This window comes from Stenotrophomonas sp. I18B00994 (assembly GCF_014145825.1).
Taxonomy (GTDB): Bacteria; Pseudomonadota; Gammaproteobacteria; order Xanthomonadales; family Xanthomonadaceae; genus Stenotrophomonas; species Stenotrophomonas maltophilia.
This window is the reverse complement of the sequence record NZ_JACIUW010000002.1, coordinates 200,431-226,144: the sequence shown is the minus strand read 5'-3', so window position 1 is coordinate 226,144 and position 25,714 is coordinate 200,431. Positions and strand designations below refer to the sequence as shown.

23 protein-coding genes are annotated in these 25,714 nt (G+C 67.1%); 4 read left to right on the top strand and 19 right to left on the bottom strand.

The annotated features are described in order from the left end of the window. Window positions 1-44: 44 nt before the first annotated feature. The 19 genes from lpxA to H4O10_RS02930 all read right to left on the bottom strand — a co-directional run bounded on the left by lpxA (window position 45) and on the right by H4O10_RS02930 (window position 20,584). On the bottom strand, window positions 45-836 hold the full coding sequence (gene lpxA / locus H4O10_RS03020; protein ID WP_005412736.1) for an acyl-ACP--UDP-N-acetylglucosamine O-acyltransferase: 792 nt from the start codon (window positions 834-836) through the stop codon (window positions 45-47). Between the two features lie 16 nt (window positions 837-852). Then, complete coding sequence (fabZ, locus tag H4O10_RS03015; protein WP_005408737.1) at window positions 853-1,311, bottom strand: 3-hydroxyacyl-ACP dehydratase FabZ; 459 nt, start codon at window positions 1,309-1,311, stop codon at window positions 853-855. Further along, a complete protein-coding gene (lpxD, locus tag H4O10_RS03010; protein ID WP_005408738.1) occupies window positions 1,308-2,330 on the bottom strand; it encodes a UDP-3-O-(3-hydroxymyristoyl)glucosamine N-acyltransferase in 1,023 nt (340 codons plus the stop codon). The genes fabZ and lpxD overlap by 4 nt, the downstream gene beginning before the upstream one ends. A 464-nt stretch (window positions 2,331-2,794) precedes the next feature. Then, window positions 2,795-5,158, bottom strand: coding sequence for an outer membrane protein assembly factor BamA (bamA, locus tag H4O10_RS03005; RefSeq protein WP_049395932.1), 2,364 nt, complete (start codon window positions 5,156-5,158; stop codon window positions 2,795-2,797). 74 nt (window positions 5,159-5,232) lie between these two features. Further along, the gene (gene rseP, locus H4O10_RS03000; RefSeq protein WP_005408740.1) at window positions 5,233-6,591 is read right to left on the bottom strand and encodes an RIP metalloprotease RseP; all 1,359 of its coding nucleotides are present in this window, start codon (window positions 6,589-6,591) and stop codon (window positions 5,233-5,235) included. Window positions 6,592-6,646: 55 nt separating this feature from the next. Further along, on the bottom strand, window positions 6,647-7,837 hold the full coding sequence (locus H4O10_RS02995) for a 1-deoxy-D-xylulose-5-phosphate reductoisomerase (protein WP_005408741.1): 1,191 nt from the start codon (window positions 7,835-7,837) through the stop codon (window positions 6,647-6,649). A 2-nt stretch (window positions 7,838-7,839) separates the two neighbouring features. Continuing rightward, complete coding sequence (locus H4O10_RS02990; RefSeq protein ID WP_005408742.1) at window positions 7,840-8,676, bottom strand: phosphatidate cytidylyltransferase; 837 nt, start codon at window positions 8,674-8,676, stop codon at window positions 7,840-7,842. Beyond that, the gene (gene uppS / locus H4O10_RS02985; protein ID WP_005408743.1) at window positions 8,673-9,440 is read right to left on the bottom strand and encodes a polyprenyl diphosphate synthase; all 768 of its coding nucleotides are present in this window, start codon (window positions 9,438-9,440) and stop codon (window positions 8,673-8,675) included. The genes H4O10_RS02990 and uppS overlap by 4 nt, the downstream gene beginning before the upstream one ends. A gap of 5 nt (window positions 9,441-9,445) precedes the next feature. Beyond that, window positions 9,446-10,000: a ribosome recycling factor gene (frr, locus tag H4O10_RS02980; RefSeq protein ID WP_005408744.1), complete on the bottom strand. Its 555-nt coding sequence runs from the start codon at window positions 9,998-10,000 to the stop codon at window positions 9,446-9,448. 96 nt (window positions 10,001-10,096) lie between these two features. Then, complete coding sequence (pyrH, locus tag H4O10_RS02975; protein WP_005408745.1) at window positions 10,097-10,825, bottom strand: UMP kinase; 729 nt, start codon at window positions 10,823-10,825, stop codon at window positions 10,097-10,099. Window positions 10,826-10,946: 121 nt separating this feature from the next. Then, window positions 10,947-12,485: a GGDEF domain-containing protein gene (locus H4O10_RS02970; protein ID WP_012479610.1), complete on the bottom strand. Its 1,539-nt coding sequence runs from the start codon at window positions 12,483-12,485 to the stop codon at window positions 10,947-10,949. Window positions 12,486-12,709: 224 nt separating this feature from the next. Beyond that, window positions 12,710-13,585 (bottom strand): translation elongation factor Ts, encoded by an 876-nt coding sequence (tsf, locus tag H4O10_RS02965; RefSeq protein ID WP_005408747.1) that lies wholly within the window; start codon window positions 13,583-13,585, stop codon window positions 12,710-12,712. A gap of 125 nt (window positions 13,586-13,710) precedes the next feature. After that, entirely contained in the window at window positions 13,711-14,517 is an 807-nt protein-coding gene (gene rpsB, locus H4O10_RS02960) for a 30S ribosomal protein S2 (protein WP_005408748.1), read from the bottom strand. A 220-nt stretch (window positions 14,518-14,737) separates the two neighbouring features. Beyond that, the gene (locus tag H4O10_RS02955) at window positions 14,738-15,436 is read right to left on the bottom strand and encodes a hypothetical protein (protein WP_012479611.1); all 699 of its coding nucleotides are present in this window, start codon (window positions 15,434-15,436) and stop codon (window positions 14,738-14,740) included. After that, window positions 15,436-15,681: a hypothetical protein gene (locus tag H4O10_RS02950; RefSeq protein ID WP_012479612.1), complete on the bottom strand. Its 246-nt coding sequence runs from the start codon at window positions 15,679-15,681 to the stop codon at window positions 15,436-15,438. Before H4O10_RS02950 ends, H4O10_RS02955 begins: the two co-directional genes overlap by 1 nt. 203 nt (window positions 15,682-15,884) lie before the next feature. After that, window positions 15,885-16,922, bottom strand: coding sequence for a spore coat U domain-containing protein (locus H4O10_RS02945; protein WP_012479613.1), 1,038 nt, complete (start codon window positions 16,920-16,922; stop codon window positions 15,885-15,887). Continuing rightward, window positions 16,919-19,297: a fimbria/pilus outer membrane usher protein gene (locus tag H4O10_RS02940; RefSeq protein ID WP_044569724.1), complete on the bottom strand. Its 2,379-nt coding sequence runs from the start codon at window positions 19,295-19,297 to the stop codon at window positions 16,919-16,921. The genes H4O10_RS02945 and H4O10_RS02940 overlap by 4 nt, the downstream gene beginning before the upstream one ends. A 7-nt stretch (window positions 19,298-19,304) precedes the next feature. Beyond that, window positions 19,305-20,054, bottom strand: coding sequence for a molecular chaperone (locus H4O10_RS02935; protein ID WP_005412746.1), 750 nt, complete (start codon window positions 20,052-20,054; stop codon window positions 19,305-19,307). Beyond that, window positions 20,054-20,584 carry a spore coat U domain-containing protein gene (locus H4O10_RS02930; protein WP_005412747.1) on the bottom strand — a complete coding sequence of 177 codons (531 nt, stop codon included), beginning with the start codon at window positions 20,582-20,584 and terminating at the stop codon, window positions 20,054-20,056. The genes H4O10_RS02935 and H4O10_RS02930 overlap by 1 nt, the downstream gene beginning before the upstream one ends. 239 nt (window positions 20,585-20,823) lie before the next feature. On the opposite strand from H4O10_RS02930, the gene map reads away from it, so the two are divergent. Genes map through H4O10_RS02910 form a run of 4 tightly spaced genes read left to right on the top strand, consistent with a single transcriptional unit; the run spans window position 20,824 to window position 25,694 of the window. Further along, complete coding sequence (gene map / locus H4O10_RS02925) at window positions 20,824-21,600, top strand: type I methionyl aminopeptidase (RefSeq protein ID WP_010486307.1); 777 nt, start codon at window positions 20,824-20,826, stop codon at window positions 21,598-21,600. Window positions 21,601-21,602: 2 nt separating this feature from the next. Then, window positions 21,603-24,230: a [protein-PII] uridylyltransferase gene (locus tag H4O10_RS02920; RefSeq protein ID WP_012479616.1), complete on the top strand. Its 2,628-nt coding sequence runs from the start codon at window positions 21,603-21,605 to the stop codon at window positions 24,228-24,230. Then, window positions 24,230-25,291 carry a 2,3,4,5-tetrahydropyridine-2,6-dicarboxylate N-succinyltransferase gene (dapD, locus tag H4O10_RS02915; RefSeq protein ID WP_005408756.1) on the top strand — a complete coding sequence of 354 codons (1,062 nt, stop codon included), beginning with the start codon at window positions 24,230-24,232 and terminating at the stop codon, window positions 25,289-25,291. The genes H4O10_RS02920 and dapD overlap by 1 nt, the downstream gene beginning before the upstream one ends. Then, a complete protein-coding gene (locus H4O10_RS02910) occupies window positions 25,233-25,694 on the top strand; it encodes a hypothetical protein (protein WP_229302631.1) in 462 nt (153 codons plus the stop codon). Before dapD ends, H4O10_RS02910 begins: the two co-directional genes overlap by 59 nt. Window positions 25,695-25,714: the final 20 nt, after the last annotated feature.

The window sequence follows — 25,714 nt, the reverse complement described above, 5'->3', positions numbered from 1 at the left end:
CGGAATCACGGCGGCGCCGGCCGGCGCCTGGCCGGTCGTGCTGCTCATCGCAGCAAGGGCCTCTCAGCGTGCTCGATGAAGTCCAGCATGGCCTTCACGTCATCGCTGTCGCGTGCCTGTTCGGTCAGCTGCACCTTGGCTTCGGCCAGCGGCAGGCCCGCCACGTACAGGGTGCGGTAGGCGCGCTTGATGGCGGAGATCCGCTCGGCGTCGAAGCCACGACGCTTCAGCCCTTCGCTGTTGATGCCGCGCGGGCGGCCCAGCGAATCGGTGCCGACCATGGTGAACGGCGGAACGTCGCCGTTGGTCAGCGCGCCCATGCCGAGGAAGGCGTGGGCACCGATGCGGCAGAACTGGTGGGCACCAGCGAAGCCGCTGATGATCACGTAGTCGCCCACGGTCACGTGGCCGGCCAGGGTGGTGTTGTTGGAGAACACGCAGAAGTTGCCGACATGGCAGTCGTGCGCCACGTGCGTGTAGGCCAGCATCCAGTTGTCGTTGCCGATCGTGGTGATGCCGCCGCCGCCGCCGGTGCCACGGTTCAGGGTGACGAACTCGCGGAACACGTTGCGGTCGCCGATCACCAGTTCGGTGCGTTCGCCAGCGAACTTCTTGTCCTGCGGCTCGCCACCGATCGCGGCGTGGCCGATGAATCGGTTGTCACGGCCGATCCTGGTCGGGCCGTGGATGCTGCAATGGGGGCCGACCACTGTGCCGGCGCCGATTTCCACATCGGCACCGATCAGGGTGAACGCGCCGACCTGGACGTCGTCGGCCAGGCGCGCGGCCGGATCGATGACGGCAGTCGGGTGGATCCGTGGTGCGTTGTCAGTCATTGCTGCCTCCCGTGGATCAGCCCTTGGCACCGGCGCACATGACCTCGGCCGAGGCAACGACTTCACCGTTGACCTTGGCCTCGCCGTAGTACCAGCCCATGTTGCGGATCAGGCGCTTCATCTGCACATCCAGCATCAGCACGTCGCCGGGCACGACCTGCTTGTTGAAGCGGGCGTTTTCCACCTTGACCATGTAGAACAGCTTGGACTGCGCATCGCGGCCAAGCGTCAGCTGGGTCATCACGCCACCGGCCTGGGCCAGCGCTTCGATGATCAGCACGCCGGGCATGATCGGGCGGCCCGGGAAGTGACCCTGGAAGAACGGCTCGTTGATGCTGACGTTTTTCTGCGCCAGGATGCGCTTGGCGTCGATGTCGAGCTCAAGCACCCGGTCCACCAGCAGGAACGGGTAGCGGTGCGGGAGCAGTTCCTGGATCTGGCAGACGTCGATCGGAAGCTGCAGCGTGTCGTTCATTCTTTCTCCTTGCCAGCAGCCAGGACGCGGCGAGCCAATGCGTCCAGCTGCTTGAAGCGCGCGGCGTTCTTGCGCCACGTGCGGTTGTCGGTCAACGGGGTGCCGGACGAGTACTCGCCCGGCTCATGGATGGAATTGCGGACCACCGACTTGCCGGTGATCACGACCTTGTCGCAGATCTCGAGGTGGCCGACCACGCCGACGTGGCCGCCGAGCAGGCAGTAACGGCCGATCCTGGCGCTGCCGGCGATGCCGGTGCAGCCGGCGATGGCCGAGTGCGCACCGATCTGCACGTTGTGCGCGATCTGTACCAGGTTGTCCAGGCGCACGTCTTCGTCCAGCACGGTGTCTTCCAGTGCACCACGGTCGACGCAGGTGTTGGCGCCGATTTCGCAATCGTCGCCGATGCGCACGCCGCCGAGCTGCGGCACCTTGATCCACTTGCCGGCGTCCATCGCCAGGCCGAAGCCATCGGCACCGAGCACGGCACCGGGGTGCACGCGCACGCGCTTGCCGAGCTTGACCCGGGTGACCAGGGTGACCCGGGCGATCAGTTCGCAGCCGCTGTCCAGGCTGCAGTCTTCGCCGATCACGCTGCCGGTGCCGATGATGCAGTTCTCGCCGACCACGCTGCGCGCGCCGATGGAGACGAAGGGGCCGATGTGGGCGCTGGCGGCGACCTGGGCGCTGGGATCGATGACGGCGCTGGGGTGGATGCCCGGTGGGCGCGTGGGCGCGATGTCGAACAGCGCGGCGATCTTGGCGAAGGTGGTGTACGGGTCCTTGGCCACGAGCGCGGCGCCGGGGGCGGCCTCGGCGTCGTCGGCGCGCAGCACGACCAGCGAGGCCTGGCTGTCGGCCAGCTGGGCGCGGTAGCGTGGATTGGCGAGGAAGGTCAGCTGGCCAGGACCGGCGTGGGCGAGGGTGGCCACGCCGTGGATGGCGGTGGCGGGGTCGCCATGGACCTGCAGGCCGAACTGCTCGGCGAGTTGCTGGGCGGTGTAGGTGGGAGTATTCACGGCGGGAGTTTAACGTGTGACGCCATTGCGGTCATGCGGGGGGCAGGGCTTGGCGCCTGCCTGGTACGGGCGGGAGGCGGCGGGTGGCCCTGGCCAGGACACGCAAAAGCCCCTCCATGGTGCTCGATGGCGCCATCCATGGCGCCAACGGTCCTGTCCAGGGCCACCCGCCGCCTCTGGACAATTTCCCGCGAGCGCGGCCAAAAGCCCGTGCCGTGCAGTGTCATCTGAAAAACGAAAACGCCGGGCAGAGCCCGGCGATTCGCACCCCGTCTGGTGGAGAGCCCCCCTTCTGTTAAGGGGGGCGCGCCCCTGGGAATCGCAGGAGCGATTCCCAACGTTGCTATGCAACGGCCCGAAGGGCGCATGCCATGGATGGCATGCGTAATGGCGCGGGGGATAGGAGGTAGGTCGGGACCCGCTGCTTGCGCAGCAAGCCGCGGCGCACCTTCGGTGGTCAGTTCTTAGAACTGACCGCCGAAGGTGAATTGCAGACGTTCGATCTTGTCGCCGTCTTCCTTCTTCAGCGGGAAGGCGTAGCTGATCGAGATCGGACCGACCGGGGCGCGCCACAGCAGGGCTACACCGGTAGACACTCGCAGTTCGTTGGCCTTGAAGTTATCGGCGCCGTTGTAGACGTTGCCGAAGTCGACGAAGGCCGACACGCGGGCCGACGGGCTGTCGAACAAACGCGGGAAGTAGGCTTCGACCGAACCGACGGTCTTCAGCGAACCGCCCAGCGGCTGGCCTTCCGGATAACCGCGGGTTACTTCGCGCGGGCCGAGGGTGTTGTCCTCGAAGCCGCGCACGGAGTTGGTACCACCGGCGTAGAAGTTCTCGTAGAACGGCAGCCCCTTGGCGGTGACCGAGCGCAGGTTGCCGTTCTCGTCTGGGACCATTGCGGTCTTGTCACTGCCGTAGCTGTCGCCGTAGCCGATCTCGGCGCGGGTGTTGATCACCAGCGACGGCATGATCGGCCAGTACTTGCTGATCTGGTAGTTCAGCTTGTAGTACTCGATGGTCGAGCCCGGCAGCGTGGTTTCCAGGCCAACACGCTGATAGGTGCCGCGGGTCGGCATGAAGTAGTCGTTGCGCGAGTCACGCGCCCAACCCAGCTCCGTGCGCCAGGCATGGAACGTCCTGCTGCCCAGCACGTTGATGTAATCGATGATCGACTGCGGGGTCGAGCCCTGGTACGTGGTGATCTGGTTGCTGTCGATGCCGAACATCAGCGAGACGGTGTCGGTCTCGGTCAGCGGCACGCCGAACACCACCTGCGCAGAACCATTGGTGCTGTTGTACTGCGCGGTGTTGAAGTCGGAGTAGTCCAGTTCACGCCAGGACAGGTTGTAGCCCAGCGAAACGCCGTCGTCGGTGAAGTACGGGTTGGTGTAGCTGAAGCCGTAGCGCTGCAGGTAGCTGCTGCGCGAGGCTTCGACCGACACGCGGTTGCCGCCGCCGAGGAAGTTGTTCTGCGACAGCTGCACCGAGGTGGTCATGCCGTAGGACTGCGAATAGCCCAGGCCGAACACGAAGCTGCCGGAGGTGGTTTCCTTGACGTTGTAGACGACGTCGACCTGGTCGTTGCTGCCGCTGACGGCCGGGGTCTCGACGTCCACTGACTCGAAGTAGCCCAGGCGCTGCAGGCGGATCTTGGAGCGGTCGATCGCGGCCTGCGAGTACCAGCTGTTCTCGAACTGGCGCATTTCGCGACGCATCACTTCGTCGGAGGTGCGGGTGTTGCCACGGAACAGGATGCGACGCACCGACACGCGCGGGCCGGGCACGACCTGCATGTTGATCCCTACCGTCTGTTCGGCACGGTTGGTGGTCGGGATCGGGTTCACCTTGGCGAACGCGTAGCCGATGTTGGACAGCGAGTTGGTGATGGTGTCCGAGCTGAATTCCAGCAGGGCACGCGAGAACGTGTCGCCCGGCTTCTGGATCACCATGCGCTCGACGTCCTCCTGCGGAAGGATGGTGTCGCCGCTGACCTTGATCTCGGAGATCTTGTACTGCGCACCCTCGGTCACGCCCGCGGTGAGGAACATGTCGCGCTTGTCGGGGCTGATCGAGACCTGGGTGGAATCGATGCTGAAGTCGACGTAGCCGCGGTCCAGGTACCACGAGTTGAGCTTTTCCAGGTCGCCGGACAGCTTTTCCTTGGAGTACTGGTCGTCACGGCGGTACCACGACGCCCAGTTGTGCTCCTTGGACTCCCAGGTCTCCAGGATGTCCTTGCTCTCGAACTTCTCGGTGCCGACCAGGTTGACGTGGCGGATCTTGGCCGCCTTGCCTTCCTTGATGGCGATCGCGATGTCCACGCGGTTGCGGTCCAGCGGGCTCACGGTCGGGGTGATCTCGACGGTGTACTTGCCGCGGTCGTTGTACTGGCGGCGCAGTTCCTGGGTCACGCGGTCCAGGCTCAGGCGGTCGAAGGTGCCGCCCTCGGTCAGGCCGATATCGGACAGGCCCTTGAGCAGCTGCTCGGACTTGATGTCCTTGTTGCCGGTCACGGTCAGCTTGTTGATCGCCGGGCGTTCCTTGACGGTCACCACCAGGATGCTGCCCTGGCGGTCCAGCTGCACGTCTTCGAAGAAGCCGGTCTTGTACAGCGCGCGGATGGTCTCGCCGACCTTGTTGTCGGTGATCGTCTCGCCCCGTTCCACCGGCAGGTAGGTGAACACCGTGCCCGAGCTGATGCGCTGCAGGCCATCGACGCGGATGTCGCTGACAGTGAAGGGCTCGGCTGCCTGGGCCAGGGCGGGAGCGCCGGTGACGGCGGCGAGGGCGAGGGCCAGCAGGCGGCGATTGGGGAGTCGCGTCATGTCACGTCCGGTAGGAAGGTCGATTTCATTGGTGCGGGATGCCGACGCTGTAGACGGCAACAACGTGGAAAAGTTCATCGCGGGACCAGGCCGAGGATGTCGTTGTAGAACGCCAACCCCATCAGCCCGGCCAGCAACGCCAGGCCGATGTATTGGCCGGCGGCGATGGCACGCTCGCTCAGCGGGCTGCCCTTGACCAACTCGATAAGGTAATACAGCAGGTGCCCGCCGTCCAAGATCGGGATCGGCAACAGGTTGATGATGCACAGGCTGAGTGACAGCAGGGCAAGGAACTGCAGGAACCAGTCGAGGCCGCGTTTGGCCGAGACATTGGCCACGCGGGCGATGGTGACCGGCCCGGAAACGTTCTGCAGCGAGGCTTTGCCGGTGACGATGCGGGCCATCATGCCCAGCGAATCGGCGGCAAGCCGGCCGGTTTCACGTACGGCGACGGTCACTGCATCCAGCGGCCCATAGCGCAGCAGGGTGTCGTAGGAGGGGCTGTAGGTGGTGGGGAAGCCGACGCCGATCTGCCAGACCGGGTTGCCCTTGCCATCCTTGCCCTGGCGGGGCGTGACTTCCAGTGCAAGGCGTTCACCGCCTCGCAGGACCTCGATCATGCCGGGGCCTCCGGCACGGCCGAGGGCCTGGATCTCGCCGATCACCTGGTCGACGCTGTCGATGCGCTGGCCGTCGATCGCCACGATCAGGTCGCCCGGCTGCAGCAGCCCGGTGACCACCGAATCGGCGGTGAGCGAGTCGACCAGCGCCGGCTGCAGCCACGATTGCCAGTACAGGCCGGCCAGGATCGGTACCCGTCGTTCATCGAAGCCGGCGGGCAGCTGCGACAGCGGCAGGGTGCGCACGCGCACCTGGTCCGCAGGGTCGAGTACCTCAAGCGTGACGTCGCGGCGATCCATCGCGGCGGCGGTCAGCGCCATGCTGGCCTCGCCCAGGGTGGCGACCTGGCGCTCATCCACCCGCAGAACGCGGTCACCGCTGAGCAGGCCGGCGCTGGCGGCGATGCCGTCAACCCGGCCGATCGTCGGCGAGTAGTCCTGCTTGCCGATCACGAACATCGCCCACAGCAGCAGGATGCACAGCAGCAGATTGGCGATCGGCCCTGCAGCAACAATGGCGATTCGCTGCCACACGGTCTTGTGGTTGAAGGCCTGGCCGCGCTCGTGGGGATGGACCTCGACCTCACGTTCGTCGAGGAACTTCACGTAGCCACCCAGCGGGATGGCGGCAATGGCGAACTCGGTGCCGTGCCTGTCGCGGCGCGACCACAGCGGACGGCCGAAGCCGACCGAGAAGCGCAGGATCTTGACCCCACAGAGGCGGCCGACCCAGTAATGCCCGAACTCGTGGAACGTGACCAGCAGCCCGAGGCTGACAATCATCCACCAGACCGATCCGAGGAAGTCAGTCATGCAGGCTCACAGTGGCGGGCAGGGGCGGCGGCGTCATGCTGGGCGAGGCGGTCGTTCAGGCGGCGTCGATGGCGTTCAGGGTGAGCTGGCGTGCCCGCTGGTCGGCGGACAACAGGACCTCCAGTGTATCGGCTGGCTGGGTCGGCAGTGTTGAAAGAGCGTTAGCAACCAGCTCCGGGATGGTCAGGAAACCGATCCGGCCCTGAAGAAATGCTGAAACCGCCTCTTCATTGGCGGCGTTCAGCACCGCCGGGGCAGTACCGCCGGCCTGCATGGCCTGCCAGGCCAGCGCCAGGCAGGGGAAGGCGTCGGTGTCAGGCGCCTCGAAATCCAGCCGGCCCTGCGCCAGCAGGTCCAGCCCGGCCACGCCCGATTCGATGCGCTGCGGCCAGCCCAGGCCGACCGCCAGGGTGGTGCGCATGTCCGGCAGGCCCATCTGGGCCAGGGTCGAGCCGTCGACGAATTCGACCAGCGAATGGACCAGGCTCTGCGGGTGCACCAGCACCTCGATGCGCTCGCCGGGCACCGAGAACAGATGGTGCGCCTCGATGACTTCCAGGCCCTTGTTCATCAACGTCGCCGAATCGACCGAGATCTTCGGGCCCATCGACCACTTCGGGTGAGCCACGGCCTGGGCCGGGGTGACCTCGGCCAGCTCGGCGCGGCTGCGGCCGCGGAACGGGCCGCCCGACGCGGTCAGCAGGATGCGGCGCACGCCGGCGCCGTCGATGCTGGCGTCGCGCGAACGCAGGCACTGGAAGATCGCGCTGTGCTCGCTATCGATCGGAATGATCTCGGCGCCGGCGCGCTCGGCGGTGCGGGTCAGCAGCTCGCCGGCCAGTACCAGCGATTCCTTGTTGGCCAGCAGGATGCGCTTGCCGGCCGCAGCGGCGGCGAGGGTCGAGGACAGCCCTGCAGCACCGACAATGGCCGCGACGACCGTGTCGCAGGCATCGCTTGCTGCCAGCTGATCCAGTGCGGCATGACCGGCGTGGGCCTCGGTCGACAGCCCGGCATCGCGGAGGCCGTCGCGCAGTTCGGTGAACAGCGCTTCGTCGGCGATGACCGCGTGCGCGGGCTTGTGCTGGCGGCACAGGGCCAGCAGTGCCTGCACCTGGCGGCCGGCGGCCAGCACCGTGGCCTGGTAGCGCTGCGGGTGGCGGGCGATGACGTCCAGCGTGGAGGCACCGATCGAGCCGGTGGCGCCGTATACGGCGACCCGGCGCAGGTCTGCGACAGCATTCATGGTCAGAACCCGAAGATTTCCTTGCCCAGCGCGAACACCGGCACGGCGGCGAGGACGCCGTCGACGCGGTCGAGCACGCCACCATGGCCCGGAATCAGGTTGCCCGAGTCCTTGGCACCGGCGTGGCGCTTGATCAGGCTTTCGAACAGGTCACCCAGCACCGACGCGAATACGGCCACCACCGAGGTGATCAGCAGGCCCGGCAGGTGCGCGATGTCGATGCCGGCCAGCCAGCCCAGTCCGAGGGCCACGGCGACACCGGCCAGCAGGCCGCCGAACAGGCCTTCCCAGGTCTTGTTGGGGCTGATCCGCGGCGCCAGCTTGTGCTTGCCGAAGTGACGGCCGGCGAAATAGGCGCCCGAATCGGCTGCCCAGACCAGTGCCAGTGCCGCCAGCAGCCACAGGTGGCCCTGCTTGCCTGGCGGGTCACCGCCAGCGTGGATCAGTACCAGCGCTGCCCAGGCAGGAACGATGGCCAGGGTGCCGGCCAGCATCTTCACGATCCGGGAGGGGGCCGTCGGCTGGGCGCCAAAGTTGAAGAAGCGCAGCCAGGCCAGCGCCGCCAGCCACCAGGCAACACCTGCCAGTGTGGTGATCTGGAACAGCACCAGCGTGCTGCCATCGGCCCACACCAGCAGCACCATCAGCAGCAGGTTCAGCACCAGCAGCACGGTGCGCGCGAGGGTGTCTTCGATGCCGGCCAGCTTCAGCCATTCCCACAGGCCGATCAGCAGCACGGCGGCGGCGGCGGCGGCCAGCCATTGCGTCGGCAGCAGCAGGATCGCGGCAATGGCGAGCGGCGCCATGATCAGCGCGGCGAGGACTCGGGTCTTGGTCATGGGCTGGAGGTCTCGGTGGCCAGTGCGGCGATCTGGGCGCTGGTCAGGCCGAAACGACGCTCGCGGCTGCCATAGGCATCCAGCGCCTGCTGCAGCAGGGCGGCATCGAAGTCCGGCCACAGCGCCTCGGTGAACCACAGCTCGGTGTAGGCCAGTTGCCACAGCAGGAAGTTGCTGATGCGGGTGTCGCCACCGGTGCGGATGAACAGATCCGGCGGCGGCAGGTCGGCCAGGGCGACCTGGCTGCCCAGCAGCGATTCGTCGATCTGTTCGGGCAGCAGGCGTCCTGCGGCGACTTCAGCGGCCAGTGCGCGCGCGGCACGGGCGATGTCCTGGCGACCGCCGTAGCTGGCGGCGATCGACAGGGTCAGGGTGGTGTTGTCGGCGGTGCGCTGCTCGGCCAGCTGCATGCGGCTGACCAGCCCGGCACCAAAGCGCTCGCGTTCGCCGATGAAGCGTACGCGCACGCCGCGTCGGTGCAGTTCGTCCACTTCGCGGTCGAGCGCGCCGAGGAACAGCTTCATCAGGGCGTCGACTTCTTCCTGCGGCCGGCCCCAGTTCTCGCTGGAAAACGCGAACAGGGTCAGCGCCGGAATGCCCAGTTCAAGGCAGCGCTCGATGGTGCGGTTGACCGCGCGCGCGCCGGCACGATGGCCGATCACGCGCGGGCGGCGGCGCTGCTGTGCCCAGCGCCCGTTGCCATCCATGATGATGGCGACGTGGCGGGGCAGGGTGGCCGGCAACGGAGGCGGGACTGAAGGCATCGACTTCAGACCGACAGCAGTTCTTTTTCCTTGTCGGCAACGACCTTGTCGACGTCCTTGATGTTGGTGTCGGTCAACTTCTGGATGTCGTCCTCACCGCGCTTCTTCTCGTCCTCGCTGATCGCCTTGTCCTTGACCAGCTTGGCGATTTCCTTGTTCGCGTCCTGACGGATGTTGCGGATCGCGATCTTGGCGCCTTCGCCTTCCTTCTGCACCTGCTTGACCAGCTCCTTGCGGCGCTCTTCGGTCGGCGGCGGCATGTTGATGCGGATCGCGGTGCCCAGCGTGTTCGGGGTGAACTCGGCGTTGTAGAGACCCTTCTCGATCTCCTTGATCATGCCCTTGTCGAACGGGGTGACCAGCAGCGAGTGCGCATCGGCGTTGGAGATCGAGGCAACCTGGTTCAGCGGGGTGCTGGCGTTGCCGTAGGCATTGACCGTCACGCGGTCCAGCAGGGCCGGCGTGGCACGCCCGGTCCGGATGGAGGTGAGGGTGTGCTTCAGAGCGTCGATGCTCTTGGCCATGCGCGTCTGCGCGTTGTTCTTGATGTCGTTGAGCATCGCCCGGTCCTGGATGTATCTGGAATCGGGCGATTATAGGCGAATACGGGACGCTGCCGGGCCTGAATCGGCCCGGTTGTCGCCGCGCGCTCAGGCTCAGGCCGGATCGCGGCCCTGGACCAGGGTGCCGATGTTCTCGCCGTTGAGGATCTTCAGCAGCTCGCCCGGCTGGCCCATGTCGAACACGCGCATCGGCAGGTCGCTGTCGCGGGCCAGTGCGAAGGCGGCGGTATCCATCACTTCCAGGCCGCGGCGGATCACTTCGTCATAGCTCAGGCTGTCGAAGCGGACCGCATCGCTGTGCTTGTTCGGGTCCTTGTCGTACACGCCATCGACCTTGGTGGCCTTCAGCAGCAGGTCGGCACCGATCTCGATCGCGCGCAGGGCGGCGCCGGAGTCGGTGGTGAAGAACGGGCTGCCGACGCCGGCGGCGAAGATCACCAGGCGGCCCTTTTCCAGGTGGCGGATGGCGCGGCGGCGGATGTAGTCCTCGCACACGTCGTTGATCTTGATCGCGCTCATCACGCGCGCCTTGGCGCCCAGCTTCTCCAGGGCGTCCTGCATGGCCAGGGCATTGATGACCGTGGCCAGCATGCCCATCTGGTCGCCGGTGACCCGGTCCATGCCGCCGGCGGCAAGGCCGGCGCCGCGGAAGATGTTGCCGCCGCCGATCACCAGGGCCACTTCGGCACCGGCCTGCTGGGCTTCGATGACCTCACGGGCCAGGCGGTTGATGATCTTCGGGTCGATGCCGTAGTCCTCATCTCCCATCAGCGCCTCCCCGGACAGTTTCAGAAGGATGCGGCGATAGGCGAGCTTGGACATGGGGACCTCGGGTGCGTGGAAATCGCGGGCGATTCTACGCGCATGCGGCGTCGGGCCATAGTGTTTTGTGCACTGCGGCGCAAAATCCGGCGATTCGCCCCGATGGCGCGGGGCTTCCTGTTCAGCCCAGCTCGGCGCTGGCCGTCGCCGACAGCTCGTCGTGGCCCAGCGCGCCGGGGGAGCGCGCGATCACCCGGTTGCGGCCCAGGTTCTTGGAGCGGTACAGCACGTCGTCGGCGGCGCGCAGCAGGTCCTGCACATCGGCGAAGCGCTCGTAACCGCCCTGGGTGGCCACGCCGGCCGAGAAGGTCACGAACAGTGGGCCGCCTTCCAGCTCGGCCATCGGCGTGGCGACGATGTTGGCCAGGACCCGGCGGATCACGTCCAGTGCCACGGTTTCGCTGGTGTTGGGCAGCAGCGCGACGAACTCCTCGCCGCCGAAGCGGGCGACGGTGTCGCTATGGCGCAGCTGGCCCTGCAGTTTGCCGGCAAAGGCCCGCAGCACCTCGTCGCCGGTCAGATGGCCATGGGCGTCGTTGATCTTCTTGAAGTCGTCCAGGTCGATGAAGGCCACCGACAGCGGCCAGCCCTGGCGACCGGCGCGCAGGAATTCCTGCTCCAGCACGGCTTCCAGCTGGCGCCGGTTGAGCACGCCGGTGAGGGCATCTCGATGGGCCTGGTCGGCCAGGCGCTTGGCCCGGGCTTCGAATTCGTCGGCGCGGCGACGGGCCTGGTCGGCATCCTGCAGTTCGCGCAGGTTGCGCAGGGTGGCCAGCTCCTGCGCGTGGTCGATCAGTTCGCGCACCCGCGAGGGGGAATTCAGGCCGGCCTCGAACAGGCTGGCGATGTCCGGCAGGGCCTCGCTGATGCGGGTCAGGACCTGGTCGAAACGGGCGCTGTCCAGTTCAAGGCGGTCATGCACCTGCTGCAGGGCGCGCTCGCGGGCGGCATCGGCGTCATCGTCCAGCCAGATGTCGGCCACGGCACCGGACAGCTGCACGCAGGCCTGGAACGGCGATTCCGCGGCGTCCAGGTCTTCGCTGTGGCTGATGCTCTCCACCAGGTAGCGCGGCAGGCCCCACTGCTCGGCCACCCAGGCGCCGACCTCGGCGTGGCTGCAGCCCAGTTCGTCGCGCTCGCGCGCGACCAGGTCGATGTTGTCGCGTGCTTCGCGCAGCAGCGGCAGGTAGCGCTCCGATTCGGCCTGGGCCAGGCACAGTACGCCCAGGTCCTGCAGCAGGCCGGCCAGCATCAGTTCTTCCAGCCGGCGCAGGCCGCGGGCCTGGCCCAGCTGGCTGGCAGCCAGCGCGCTGAGGATGCTGCGCTTCCAGGCGCGTTGGCGCAGGTCGTGGTCGGCGCCGGTGCCGCCGGTCAGCCCCTGGGTGACGGTGAAGCCGAGGGCCAGGCTGATCGTGGCATTCAGGCCGAGCATGGTCAGTGCCTGGCCGAGGTTCTCGATCCGGCGGCGGCTGGCGTACAGCGGCGAATTGGCGATGCGCAGCATGCGAGCGCTCAGCGCCATGTCGATGGCGATGATGTCGGCGGCGGTGGCGATATCCGCTTCCGGGTCCTGTGCCAGTTCGATGATGCGCAGGGCAATACCGGGTGGCGAGGGCAGGTTGCGGCAGAGCGCCAGGGCAGCTGTCAGCTCGGGAGGCATGTCGGGTCGTTCAATTCCATTGGGACAAGAATACCTAGGAATGCATCACAGTCCGCGATTTTCGTTCCTGCTAAATGACTGTTGATTCCCTGTGCCGAGTATCGGCTTGATTCGCGCGCAACGCAAAGGTGCCGCTGTGCGCACCCCACAGGGCCGCCGGCATAAAAAAAGAGCCGCGGTCTCCCGCGGCTCCTTCTGGTTGCTTCACAGCCGGAAGGCTGGAATCAGACCTGCATCGCCTTGGCAACTTCGGCGGCGTAGTCTTCCACCACCTTCTCGATGCCTTCGCCGACGATCAGCAGCTTGAAGCCAGCAACATCGGCGCCAGCGGCCTTGACCACCTGCTCGACGGTGGTGTCGCCCAGCACGTAGGTCTGGCCGTACAGGGTCACGTCGCTGACGATCTTGTTGATCTTGCCGCTGATGATCTTTTCCAGGATGTCGGCCGGCTTGGCCTTGTCCTTTTCGGACATCTTGGCCAGCTCGATTTCCTTTTCCTTCTCGACGAAGTCGGCCGGAACGTCCGCAGCCTTGTTGTGCGGCGGCTTCAGTGCAGCCACGTGCATGGCCAGGCCACGGGCCAGCTCGACGTCGCCGCCGATCAGATCGACCAGCACGCCGACCTTGCCGTTGGTGTGGACATACGCACCGATGTTGCCGGTGGTGTCGACATTCACCATGCGACGGATCTGGATGTTCTCACCCAGGGTCTGCACGGCGGTGGCGCGGGCTTCTTCAACGGTGCGGCCATCGGCCAGCTTGGCAGCCTTCACGGCTTCGACGTCGGTGGCGCCCGATGCCAGGGCGGCAGCGGCAACGGCATTGACGAAGGACTTGAAGTTGTCATCGTTGGCGACGAAGTCGGTTTCCGAGTTGACTTCGACCAGCACGGCCTTGCCGCCATCCTGGGCCAGGCCCAGACGGCCTTCGGCGGCCACGCGGTCAGCCTTCTTGTCGGCCTTGGCGGCGCCGGACTTGCGCATGGCTTCAGCAGCAGCGTCGATGTCGCCGTTGGCTTCGGTGAGCGCCTTCTTGCATTCCATCATGCCGGCGCCGGTGCGCTCGCGCAGTTCCTTGACCAGGGAAGCAGTGATTTCCACGGGATTACCTCACGAAAGAAAGGGGTTGGGCCGGCATGGTGGCCGGCCCGTGTGACACGGTCCTGTCACGCGCCAAAGGCTGCGCGCAGGGAGGGTGGACGCCGGGCGTCCACCCCGGGCCTGGATCAGGCCTGGGCGTCGTCGCCCTTCTTGGCAGCCTTCTTGGCCGGAGCGCGGCGGGCCGGCTTCTCTTCGCCTTCAGCAGCGGCTTCAGCGAACTCTTCCTCACGCACCGAAGCAGCATGCGGAGCAGCAGCCTTGCCTTCCAGCACGGCGTCGGCAGCGGCGCGGGCGTACAGCTGCACAGCGCGGATGGCGTCGTCGTTGCCCGGGATGGCGTAGTCCACCAGTTCCGGGTTGTAGTTGGTGTCGACCACAGCGATGACCGGGATGCCCAGCTTCTTGGCTTCCTTGATCGCGATGTCTTCGTGGCCGATGTCGATCACGAAGATGGCGTCCGGCAGGCGGTTCATGTCCTTGATGCCGCCCAGCGAGGCTTCCAGCTTGTCGCGCTCGCGACGCAGGCCCAGCACTTCGTGCTTGACCAGCTTCTCGAAGGTGCCGTCGGTTTCACCGGCTTCCAGTTCCTTCAGGCGGGCAACCGACTGCTTGACGGTACGGAAGTTGGTCAGGGTGCCGCCCAGCCAGCGCTGGTTCATGAACGGCATGCCGCAACGCTCGGCTTCTTCCTTGATGGTTTCGCGGGCGCTGCGCTTGGTGCCCAGGAACAGGACGGTGCCGCGCTTCTGGGCAACCGACGAGATGAAGTTCATCGCATCGTTGAACAGCGGGACGGTCTTTTCCAGGTTGATGATGTGGATCTTGCCGCGGGCGCCGAAGATGTACGGAGCCATCTTGGGGTTCCAGTAGCGGGTCTGGTGGCCGAAGTGGACGCCGGCTTCCAGCATCTGACGCATGGTGACCTGGGGCATTGCAATACTCCTGATATGGAACCAGCGATTCCGCCCGCGGGGATAGGTATGCGGGACGCGTGGAAGCGCGATCGGTTCCGGGGTTGGGCTTCCCTGTTGCCTCCGTGGCCGAACTCCTTGCGGAGCACCCCGGCACGGATGGGGGCAGCAGGTGTGGATTCACCGGTGACGTCCGGTGTGGACGGGTTCCCGCGCACGCAGGCGGCAGGAATCCGGTCGATTATAGCCCGCTCGGTGCGCTGGCTGCAATTGCCGGGCCTGGAGCGACCAGATCGACCACGCGGCCATCCTGCAGCCGGGCCTGGAAATGACCGCCGGCGTAGCCATCAGCGCGGGCGGGCAGGGCCCAGCGGCGCTCATGGCCGGCCAGCAGATACCCGGCCAGGCCGGGCAGCAGCAGGGTGCGCTGACCGCCGCTGGTGATGTAGGCGAGATCGTTCAGGCGTGCGTGCAGGGTACCGGTGTTGCTCAGTCGCAGGAAGGTATGTGACTGGCCGGGTTCGATCCCTGCATGCAGCCGCGACTGGGCCATTGGTGTGGCGTGCCCGCGGAACAACGGCAGCGAATAGCGCTGCAGGCCTGGCGTAGTGGGGGCCAGGACGACCCGATAGGCCTGTTCGCCGACAGCGGATGCCGGCTGGCGTGGCAGCAGCCAGATGCGCTGTCGGACGCCGGGCGGGATGTCGAGCAGGGTGGGGCTGGCGAGCACCTGGTCGGTGGGACGCAGCATGTCCGCGTCGGTCTGCTGGTCCCACGCAAGGATCTGTACCCGGCCCTGCCAGCGGCCGGGGCCGGGGTTGAAGAGCCAAAGTTCGCCCTGGCCACCTTCGGCGGGCAGCTGCAGTGTGGTCGGCAACAGGTCCAATGCCGCGGCAGGCAACGCCAGCAGCATCGCCAGCAGGGTCAGAAGTGCCCGCATCAGTAGATGACGGTCACGGCGGACGTCGTGTCTTCGTCGTCGGCGGGAGGCGCGAGCTCGCGGACCTGGGGCGGAAGTTGCGGTGTGTCGCTGCGCTGGTGGGGTGCGGGGCAGTGGGTGCTGCCGGGGTCATCGCGGCAGGCTTCGACCACGGTCAGGCGGATCTGCAGGTTGCTGGGGCCGGGTTCGGCCCACGCCGATGTGCTGGCGAACAGTATCGCCCCGATCAGAAATGCGCGAGCCACCTGGCAACCTCCGTGCTGAAAGATCTCGCTGCGCGGTATCGGCTGGATCGGCCGAATCTGTAGCGTCGACTGTCAGTCGACTGCTCCTGGCACAGGAATGATGCGCGCATCCACGCATGACGTGGATCTGCCGAAACCGCCCCGGTGGGCGTCGATCGTCCGAAACCTGCCTGGTGGGTGCCGACCGTTGGTCGGCACACAGGTCAATAAGTGATCGTCACCTGCACCACATCGTTGTAGATGCCGGCCGGGGGCTGGCCGGTGACCGGCGGCACCCGGCCATGGATCGTGAGCTGCTGCGCGCTGCCACTTCCGGTGCCGCCAACGGTATCGACGTTGAGGGTGTTGCCCCAGCGCAGGCTGCGCGCGGCATCGCGGTACAGCTCGTAGGTGAGGTAGTAGGTGCTGCCGCCGATGGTGGTGGCCATGCGCCGCGTGCTGGTGGCGGTGGGATTGTTCTGGCCGTTGTTGAGGCTGACCTGGTAGGCCGTGTTCTTCAGGCAGGTCAGGGTCAAGGTGGCGGTCCGGTCGATGTTGGCGGGAATGCCGCCGGTGACGTTGCCGAAGTTCATGTTGGTGGTGACATAGCTTCCGCACTGCGGCAGCACGTTGGCGGTGGCGGTGAAGCTGAAGGCGGCACTGGCGCTGTTGGTACCGGTGGCGCCGCCGTTGCAGGTGGCGGGCACGGTGGCGGTGCCGAGCAGCACTTCGTTCCAGGCCCAGGTCAGCACCACGTTCGCACCGCTGAACGTACTGCTGTAAGCGCCCGACGCCAGGATCTGGTTGGCCGGGATCTGCGCGAACAGCTGGGTCGACTGCGCACCGCTGCCACCGGTCAGCAACGGCACGCTGTAGGTCATGGTCAGTTCCTGTGCCGGCGGCGTGCCACGCGGGGTCAGCCCGGTTACCTGGCTGAAGTTGGAGGTGTTGTAGAGCTGGAAATTCATGCTGTCGCTGGCGCTGGTCTTCATCGTGCGCCAGCTGGAGCTGCTGCCGCCGCCGCTGCCGGCGCCGATGCCCACGCAGACCCGCACGCCGGTGGTGGCCAGCAGGCTCAACGCAGCGGTGGTGCAGGTCACGGTGATGTTGAGCGTGCCGGTGGTTGCACCGGGGGCATTGCTGTTGACGTTGCCAAACGGCAGCGTCGGGTCGGCGACGGCGGCGCACACCGCGACGGCGCGGGCCGGTGCCGCCGCCAGCAGGCCGGCGACCAGCAGCAGGCCGAGCAGCAACGTCCTCATGGCGCTACCTCCGGGATGCACGCCAGCGGTGCCGGCTTCGGTCGCGCGCCGGAAGCCACCACCTTGGGCACGTCCGGTACCTTCACCCTGCATTGCCCGCGGCTGGTGGTGATGTACAGCACGCTGCCGGCGGACACGTCTTCCAGGTACAGCAGCCCGTCATAGCCCACCAGCGCCTGTCGCCCGTCCGGCAGCTGCACCTCGCTGCCGACCTCCAGCGGTTGCCCGTCCATGCCGTGCAGGGTCAGGTTCAACGACGGCCGCGAACGCAGCGCGAAGGTCACGCGGGTACCGGCGCGTTGGCGGGGTGTCACCCAGTCTTCGATGCGATCGGCGCGCATGTCCTCGGGCAGGTCCAGGGTGTCGATGGAGACGCGGTTGCGCTGCCAGGACAGCAGTGGGCTGACCAGCAGCAGGCCGCGATCATCGGTCACGCCGATCAGCCGGTTTTCCAGCCGCACCGGCACGCCGCCCACGCCGTTGGTGCTGATGACTGCGAACGCGTCGGAGACTTCGCGGGTGGCGAAGGCATGCCCGCCCATCCACACCAGGCTGCCACTGGCGCTGGCGTAGGCATAGTTCAGGCCGCCCTGGCGCGAGGCGCCGAATGAGTAGCGACCGACGTCATTGAGGATGCCGACTTCGGCCAGGCCGCCATTGCCGTCCTCGCCATGGCGCACCTGCGCGCGCCAACCGACGCCGCCGGCGCTGCCGTCGCCGGGCACCGGCTGGGTCACGTCCGCTACCCAGCTCTGGCTGTCGCCGTTGCGCTGGCTGGAGAGGCTGGCCTGGCGGTTGTTGCCCAGGCTGGCGGTGACCGACAGGTAGATGCTGCGGTCATCGCTCTTGTCCAGGTTCTGGTTCACCGACAGGTAGGCCGACCACCGCTGGCTCCAGGTGCGTGACCAGAACAGACTGGCGTAGCGGTTGTCGTCTCCGTCGGGATAGCGCAGGCGCAGGTAGCTGGCGCTGAGCGTGCCCAGCCGCAGCAGATCGGCGCCGACCGTGGCCTGTTCACTGATGCTCGGCGGCAGGCTGCCCTGCAGTGCGCCCAGGTCGCGGTAATCGCCATGGCTGCGCACGCTGCGCAGATTGAAATTGAGCCGGCGGTTGTTCCAGCTGTAGCCCAGTGCCCATTGCCCGCCCCGCAGGCCGTGATAGTCACTGTGCGCATAGGCGGCGTTGAACACGCCCGCGCCGCCGAGCAGCCACCAGCCGCCGATGCCGGCCTGGGCCAGGCCGCCGCCGCCTTCGGCATGTGCTTCGCCGGTAAAGGTGTCGCTGATACCGCCTCGCCAGCTGGCACTGGCCACGGTGCGATCGTCGTAGGCGAAGGAACGCTGGCCGAAATCCTCACGCAGGCGGCCAACGCCGGCCGACCAGTCCGACAGGCCCTTGGCCAGCAGCTGCTGGGTGCCGTAGAAACTGAAATCCAGCGTCTGCATGCGCCCGAATGCATCGGTCACCACCACCTGTGCGCTGCCGGTGCCGCTGATGCCGGGTTGCGCGGCCAGCTGGAACGGACCGACCGGCACCTGCCCGCTGTACTGGCGCAGGCCATCGACGTACAGCTCGACCGTGGACGGCACCACCGCCTGGCCGAGGAAGCTGGGCGTGGGGGTGAGTACGCGATACGGCTGCAGGCCGTAGTTGCGGCCGATCTGCAGGCCGCCCAGGCGCACCGGACGGGTCCAGTCGACGAAGCCGCTGTAGAAATCGCCGACCTCCAGCGTCATCGCCTTGCCGGGGAAATCCAGGCTCCAGCGCGTATCCAGACGCACGCTCTCACCGCGCCAGCGACGGTCGCCGGGCTGCTGGTAGCGCCGGCTGATCGCTGTGTTCTCGACGGTGCCGTTGCCGATCCCGAACAGGCGCAGCTCCGAGCTGAGGCTGAGGTTGCCGAGCATGTCGACCCGGCTGCCATACACGTCGTAGTTCAGCAGCAGGCCGGGCGAGGCGGTGCTGGCCGGTGCCCGGGTCTGCGGCTGGCTGAGCACGGTGGTCGGCAGGGTCAGCTGGTCCAGCGGCACGTCCAGGGCCAGGGTCTGCATATGCGCGTCGTAGCGCACAACGGCCCCGCTGATCTGGTCCAGATAGACCGGCGCATCGCCGCGGGCGCTGAAGCCGAGCTGGCGCAGCACTTCCGGACTGGCCTGCAGCCGGCCACGGGTTTCAGTGAATGGCAGCAGGCCGCGGGGCGTGCTGTTGAGCGAGACGTCCAGGTACAGGGTCTGGCTGGCGGTCAGGGGCGTGGGGGCGGGCAGGATCGCGTCGGCCGACACCCCGGAGACGTCCGCAGCCCCGGCGGCAGCCACGCCGGACACATCGGCGGCTTCGGTCGCCGCAGGAGCCAGGGCAGCAAACAGCGCGCCCATCAACGCCTCAGCGAGCCGGTGGCGGCGACAGCGGCGTCTGTTCCGACTCGCCATTGAGCTTGGCCGTGATCTGGTCGTTGTCGCGGTCGATGGCCGTGCGCTCGATCGGCCAGCGCATCACCTGCCCGGGCAGTACATAGCCCAGCAGGCCGGGGTGCACGATGCGCGGGCGCTGGACGCTGCCCAGCGCCAGGTCGGCGATCTGTGCATAGCTGTTGCCGGTGTTGGCCACCTCCACGCCGTTGCGTCCGTCCTGCAACCGGACCAGGCTGGCCTGCAGGCGCGGCGCCAGCTTGCCGCCAGACGGTTGCACGAACACCGGAATCGAATAGCGCAGCACGAACTGCATGCCGTTGGCGCGGGTCGCCAGATCAGGCACCTCGTCGACGATCAGCCGGTAGTACTGCTGTGCCGCAGGCGGTTCGTGGTTCGGGCGCATGACCCGTACCAGCTGCTGCTGGCCCGCGCCCAGTTCCTGCATCGGAGGGGTGGCCAGCAGTTCCTCGGTGGGCAGCAGTTGTTCCTGGCCATCCTGCTGTACCCAGCGGAAGACCCGCACCTGCAGCCTGACCGGCGAGGTGCCACTGTTGGTCAGCCACAGTTCGCCGGCGCGCTGGCGGGCCTCAAGCTGCAGGCTGGTGGGGGCGACCTGGAGGCTGGTGGCACCGGCAGGGGCTGCGGCCAGCAGGGAGAGGGCGAGCAGCGCCACGCCGGTGGCGCGCCACGGGCGGGGTCCGGCCATGCGGGCGTGCTCCATCAATAGGTGATCGTGGCGGTGACCGTATCCAGGTAGTTGCCGGTGGCCGGGTTGTTGGTGCTCAGGTTCAGGATCTGGCCGTAGACGATGTAGGGCACGGCCAGGCCAGTGCCGATGCCGGCCTGGGTGTTGGTGCCCGAGGTCGCACCCCAGACCAGGGTATGAGCGGCGTCCTGGTAGAGCTGGTAGCCAACGAAGTTGTTGGCGGTCACCGCGGCGTTGGTGTTCTTCATCCGGCGGGTGGTGACGTCGTTGGCGGTGCTGGCATTGGCGCCCGCGTTCAGCGAAATCGTGTACGGGGTCAGGGCCGAGCATTGGGCGGTCACCGTGCCCTGGCCCAGGGTGGGGGTCGCCGTGGTCGAGGCCGCCGTGCCGAAGTCAACGTTGGTGGCCGCCGCCGCCGTGATGGTGCAGGCCTTGGTGACCACCAGGGTCACGTTGAAGGTCGTGGTGTCGGCGGCCAGTGCGGGGCCGGCCAGCAACAGTCCGGTCAGGACCCAGGCGAGCGGTGAGCGGAACGTGGATCGCATGGACAACCTCCCTGACCCGAAGGTCTGTTGAACAAGGCGAAGGCGGCAGGTTCGGGCCGCTTTGACAACGGTCGTGGCCAGCTTCTGCGGGTAAGTGTCTGTAATCCGTGATAAACAGGCGTGCGAAAGGGTGGAGATCGTCACGCTTTCACTTTCCTTGCCGGAACCGTGCATGCCCCCGGATCGCCAGTTGGGTGGCGTTCGTTCAGATTGCAGCGGGATCGGCGATAATGGGCGCCATGAGCGTGAATCTGAAAACCCCGCAGGAAATCGAGATGATGCGCATCGCCGGCCGCCTGGCCAGCGAAGTGCTCGACATCGTCACCCCCCACGTCAAGCCCGGTGTCACCACCGAGGAGCTGGACCGCATCTGCCACGACCACATCGTGAACGTGCAGGGCGCGATTCCGGCCAACGTCGGCTACCGCGGCTTCCCGAAGACCGTGTGCACCTCGGTCAACAACGTCATCTGCCACGGTATTCCCAGCGAAGGGAAGGTGCTGAAGGATGGCGACATCATCAATATCGACGTCACCGTCATCAAGGACGGCTGGCACGGCGACACCAGCCGCATGTACTTCGTCGGCACGCCGTCGGTGATGGCCCGCCGCCTGGTGGAAACCACCTACGAAGCGATGTGGCGCGGCATCCGTGCGGTGCGTCCGGGCGCAACCCTGGGCGACATCGGCCATGCCATCCAGAGCTATGCCGAAGGCGAGCGTTTCAGCGTGGTGCGCGAGTACTGCGGCCACGGCATCGGCAAGGTCTACCACGACGAGCCGCAGGTGGTGCATTACGGCCGCCCGGGCCAGGGCCTGGTGCTGCAGCCGGGCATGACCTTCACCATCGAACCGATGATCAACGAGGGCACCCGTTACAACAAGGTGCTGCCGGATGGCTGGACCGTGGTGACCAAGGACCGCAAGCTGTCGGCGCAGTGGGAGCACATGATCGCGGTCACCGAGACCGGCGTCGACGTGCTGACGCTGTCGCCGGGCGAGTCGCAGGTCTCCTGAGGATGCTGCCGGCGAGTTCGCTGCTGGACACGCCGGCCGCGTCGCTCAACGACCCGGACTGGGCTGCTGCCGCGCGCCAGGCGCTGCAGCAGGCCGACGCGCGCCTGTACCGCCGCTTCGACCAGGGCGACAACATCGAGCGCCTGCTGGCGCTGCGCGCGCGTGCCGCCGACCATCTGATCCGCCTGGCGTGGCAGCGCTGCCTGCCAGTCGATAGTGGCCTGTCGCTGTTCGCGGTGGGCGGCTATGGGCGCGGTGAGCTGTTCCCGCGCTCGGACATCGACCTGCTGGTGTTCGGCGGCCCGCCGGCACAGCTGGCGCACGAAGCGGCACTGGCGCGCCTGTTTGCGCTGCTGTGGGATTGCGGGCTGGCGGTCAGCCATGCGGTGCGTTCTGCATCCCAGTGCCACGAGGCGGCGACGGACCAGACCGTGCTGACCGCGCTGATCGAGGCGCGCCCGATCCTGGCTGATGATGCGGCGCGCCGCGCGCTGCGCGAGGCCATCGACGACCGCGAACTGTGGCCGGCACGCGCGTTCTTCCTGGCCAAGCTGGAAGAGCTGCGCAACCGGCACCAGCGTTTCGGCGATACCGCCGACAACCTGGAGCCGGACCTGAAGGATGGCCCCGGTGGCCTGCGCGATCTCAATACGCTGGGCTGGATGGCTCTGCGTGCCTTTGGCGTGCGCGACCTGGAAGCCCTGGTCGGGCTCGGCCATCTGGGTGCCGACGAAGCCGCGGCGCTCAAGCGCGAACGTGCGGTGCTGGCGCGGTTGCGCTTCGGCCTGCACCTGGTAGCACGTCGCCCGGAAGAGCGCCTGCGTTTCGATTACCAGAAGACCCTGGCCGCGCGCCTGGGCTTCGAAGACGACGCCGAGAACCTCGGTGTCGAGAAAATGATGCAGGGCTTCTACCGCGCCGCGCTGGTGGTGCGGCGGATCAGCGACCGCCTGCTGCAGCGCTTCGAGGAACAGTTCGATGGCGAAGCGCAGCCGGAACCGCTGACCGTGGGCTTCTCCCTGCGCCGCGGCTACCTGGCCGCCAACGAGGCCGACTGGCCGCGTGGCGATATCGGCCAGGTGTTTGCGCTGTTCTCCAGCTGGGCCAACAATCCGCAGGTACGCGGCCTGCATTCGCTGACCGCGCGCGCGCTGGCCGAAGCGCTGCCGCTGCTGCCGGCCTACGACCAGGCCGATACCGACGCGCGCGAGCAGTTCATGACCCTGCTGCGTGGCCAACGCCCGGTCGATACGCTTTCGCGCATGGCGCGGCTGGGCGTGCTCGGCCAGTGGATTCCCGCGTTCGCCCAGGTCAGCGGGCGCATGCAGTTCGACCTGTTCCATGTCTATACCGTCGACCAGCACACGCTGATGGTCCTGCGCAACATCGGCCTGTTCGCCAGCAGCCGTGCCGACGAACGCTTCTCGATCGCCCATGAAGTCTGGCCGCGCCTGCGCAAGCCGGAGCTGCTGCTGCTGGCCGGCCTGTTCCATGACATTGCCAAGGGCCGCGGCGGCGACCATTCCGAACTGGGCGCGGTCGATGCGCGCGCGTTCTGCCAGGCGCATGCGCTGAGCACGTCCGATACCGAACTGGTAGCGTGGCTGGTCGAACAGCACCTGCGCATGTCGGTGACCGCGCAGAAGCAGGACATCGCCGACCCGGTGGTGATCCATCGCTTCGCCACCCTGGTGGGCAGCCGCGACCGCCTCGACTATCTGTACCTGCTGACCTGTGCCGACATCGCCGGCACCAGCCCGAAACTGTGGAATGCCTGGAAGGATCGCCTGCTGGCCGACCTGTACTTTGCCACCCGGCGTGCGCTGCGCGAGGGGTTGGAGCATCCGGTACCGGCCGCCGAGCGCGTGGCCGAGGCGCGTGACAGCGTGCGCGCACTGGTGCGCGAGCAGGGTTACGACGACGCCACCATCGACCGCCAGTTCGCCGTGATGCCGGATGAGGGCTTCATTCGCCTGCGCCCCGAGCAGCTGGCCTGGCAGGCCGCGGCGCTGGTACCGGTGAAACAGGGCCAGACGCTGGTGAAGGTGCGCCGCATCAGTGTCGACGACCCGGCACTGGAAGTGTTCGTGCATTCGCCGGACCGCGACGGACTGTTTGCCGCCATCGTGATGACCCTGGACCGCAAGGGCTACGGGATCCATCGCGCGCGCGTGCTGGATGGCCCGGCCGACACCATTTTCGATACCTTCGAAGTGAATCCGGCCGACAGCTTCGCCGATGGCAGCAGCGCCAACCTGGAGGCCGCGCTGCGCGAGGCACTCAGTGGTGACCTGTCGCGCCTGCGCCCGTCGCGTCGGGTGGTGCCACGCCAGCTGCGCCATTTCCGCTTCGCGCCGCGCATCGAGTTCCGCGATGAACCGGGCGCAACCCGTTTTGCCCTGGTCGCACCCGACCGCCCCGGCCTGCTGGCCGACGTGGCGTTCGTGCTGCGCAACCAGGGCCTGCGCGTGCATGATGCACGCATTGCCACGTTCGGCGAACGCGCCGAAGACACCTTCGTGATCAGTGACGAACACGACCTACCCCTGACTGAACCTGCCCGGCAGCAGCTGCATGACGCGATGCTGGCCTGCCTGGACCCTGATCGAAACGCCGGAGACCCCGCCTGATGGCCACCAAGCCTGTTAAGAAGACTGCTGCCACCGCCAAGAGCGCAGCGGCCAAGAAAACTGCCGCCGTGCCGGCCGCGAAGAAGGCTGCCGCGCCGAAGAAAGCCGCGGTGGTGAAGGCGCCGGCGAAGAAGGTGGCAGCACCGAAGAAGGCCCCGGCCAAGAGCGCAGAAGCCGCACGCGCCGAAACCATCGCCCGCAAGTCGCTGCGCAAGCCGGCCGCGCCGGGCGTGGAAGAACTGAAGTTCGGCATCGAAAGTGCCTTCGAACGCCGCGCCACGCTGACCCTTCACGAACTGGAAGGCTCGACCAGGCCGCTGGTCAACCGTGTGATCGACGGCCTGGAAAGCGGCGAATTCCGCGTTGCCGAACCGGACGGCCACGGTGGCTGGAAGGTCAACGAGTGGCTGAAGAAGGCCGTGCTGTTGTACTTCCGCGTCAACGACATGGCCGTGGTCGACGCACGTCCGGCGCCGTTCTGGGACAAGGTCGAATCGCGTTTTGCCGGTTATGACGAAGCGAAGTTCCGCCGTGGTGGCGTGCGCGTGGTGCCGGGCGCCATTGCCCGCCGCGGTACGTACTTCGGCAAGGACGTGGTGCTGATGCCGAGCTTCACCAACATCGGTGCCTATGTCGGTGAAGGCACCATGGTCGATACCTGGGCCACCGTGGGTTCGTGCGCGCAGATCGGCCAGCACTGCCACCTGTCCGGCGGTGCCGGCATTGGCGGCGTGCTGGAACCCCTGCAGGCCAGCCCGACCATCATTGAAGACCACTGCTTCATCGGTGCGCGTTCGGAAGTGGTGGAAGGCGTGGTGGTCGGTCACCACAGCGTGATCGGCATGGGCGTGTTCCTCAGCCAGAGCACCCGCATCTACAACCGTGCCACCGGCGAGATCACCTACGGCTACATCCCGCCGTACAGCGTGGTGGTGTCCGGCTCGCTGCCGAGCAAGGACGGTACGCATTCGCTGTACTGCGCGGTGATCGTCAAGCAGGTTGATGCCAGGACCCGCAGCAAGACCAGCGTCAACGACCTGCTGCGCGGCCTGGCTGACTGAAGGTGGCTGCGCCGGAGGATCTGGCGCAGTCCGCGATCTACCGGCATCCGTCCGACACCCTGTTGGGGCGGATGCTGCCGCGCCTGCTGCACGCCATGCGCTGGACCCGACTGCGCCGCGCACTGTCGCGGCGCTGGCCGATGCCGGCGCCGCCTTCGGTGGCCATCAGGCCCTCCTGCGTTTCCTCACCTGCCAGGACGAGGCCATCGCCCGCACCTGCGACTGTCGCTGGGCCAGCACCCGCGTCGCGCTGCCGGTAGACCTCGACAACCTGCAGCCGCTGCGCCTGGAACGCGAGCTGCAGTGCCCGCGCCTGCAGGCGATGGGCGTGGCGCTTGCATCGGGCCTGGCCTTCCGCTTGCCGAGAGTGCCGTTCCGGGTCGTGTCCGAGCGCCTGTTGTGAGATTCTGGCCCTCTGTTTTC

Bases quoted from the DNA above. Each gene is read 5' to 3' on its own strand.
- H4O10_RS02945 (WP_012479613.1), bottom strand. From the start codon at position 16,922: ATGAGGACGTTGCTGCTCGGCCTGCTGCTGGTCGCCGGCCTGCTGGCG.
- pyrH (WP_005408745.1), bottom strand. From the start codon at position 10,825: ATGTCCAAGCTCGCCTATCGCCGCATCCTTCTGAAACTGTCCGGGGAG.
- H4O10_RS02955 (WP_012479611.1), bottom strand. From the start codon at position 15,436: ATGCGGGCACTTCTGACCCTGCTGGCGATGCTGCTGGCGTTGCCTGCC.
- lpxA (WP_005412736.1), bottom strand. From the start codon at position 836: ATGACTGACAACGCACCACGGATCCACCCGACTGCCGTCATCGATCCG.
- H4O10_RS02940 (WP_044569724.1), bottom strand. From the start codon at position 19,297: ATGGGCGCGCTGTTTGCTGCCCTGGCTCCTGCGGCGACCGAAGCCGCC.
- bamA (WP_049395932.1), bottom strand. From the start codon at position 5,158: ATGACGCGACTCCCCAATCGCCGCCTGCTGGCCCTCGCCCTCGCCGCC.
- H4O10_RS02995 (WP_005408741.1), bottom strand. From the start codon at position 7,837: ATGAATGCTGTCGCAGACCTGCGCCGGGTCGCCGTATACGGCGCCACC.
- frr (WP_005408744.1), bottom strand. From the start codon at position 10,000: ATGCTCAACGACATCAAGAACAACGCGCAGACGCGCATGGCCAAGAGC.
- H4O10_RS02920 (WP_012479616.1), top strand. From the start codon at position 21,603: ATGCTGCCGGCGAGTTCGCTGCTGGACACGCCGGCCGCGTCGCTCAAC.
- fabZ (WP_005408737.1), bottom strand. From the start codon at position 1,311: ATGAACGACACGCTGCAGCTTCCGATCGACGTCTGCCAGATCCAGGAA.
- rseP (WP_005408740.1), bottom strand. From the start codon at position 6,591: ATGACTGACTTCCTCGGATCGGTCTGGTGGATGATTGTCAGCCTCGGG.
- H4O10_RS02990 (WP_005408742.1), bottom strand. From the start codon at position 8,676: ATGACCAAGACCCGAGTCCTCGCCGCGCTGATCATGGCGCCGCTCGCC.
- H4O10_RS02970 (WP_012479610.1), bottom strand. From the start codon at position 12,485: ATGCCTCCCGAGCTGACAGCTGCCCTGGCGCTCTGCCGCAACCTGCCC.
- H4O10_RS02910 (WP_229302631.1), top strand. From the start codon at position 25,233: ATGCCAGGACCCGCAGCAAGACCAGCGTCAACGACCTGCTGCGCGGCC.
- map (WP_010486307.1), top strand. From the start codon at position 20,824: ATGAGCGTGAATCTGAAAACCCCGCAGGAAATCGAGATGATGCGCATC.
- H4O10_RS02930 (WP_005412747.1), bottom strand. From the start codon at position 20,584: ATGCGATCCACGTTCCGCTCACCGCTCGCCTGGGTCCTGACCGGACTG.
- uppS (WP_005408743.1), bottom strand. From the start codon at position 9,440: ATGCCTTCAGTCCCGCCTCCGTTGCCGGCCACCCTGCCCCGCCACGTC.
- H4O10_RS02935 (WP_005412746.1), bottom strand. From the start codon at position 20,054: ATGGAGCACGCCCGCATGGCCGGACCCCGCCCGTGGCGCGCCACCGGC.
- rpsB (WP_005408748.1), bottom strand. From the start codon at position 14,517: ATGCCCCAGGTCACCATGCGTCAGATGCTGGAAGCCGGCGTCCACTTC.
- dapD (WP_005408756.1), top strand. From the start codon at position 24,230: ATGGCCACCAAGCCTGTTAAGAAGACTGCTGCCACCGCCAAGAGCGCA.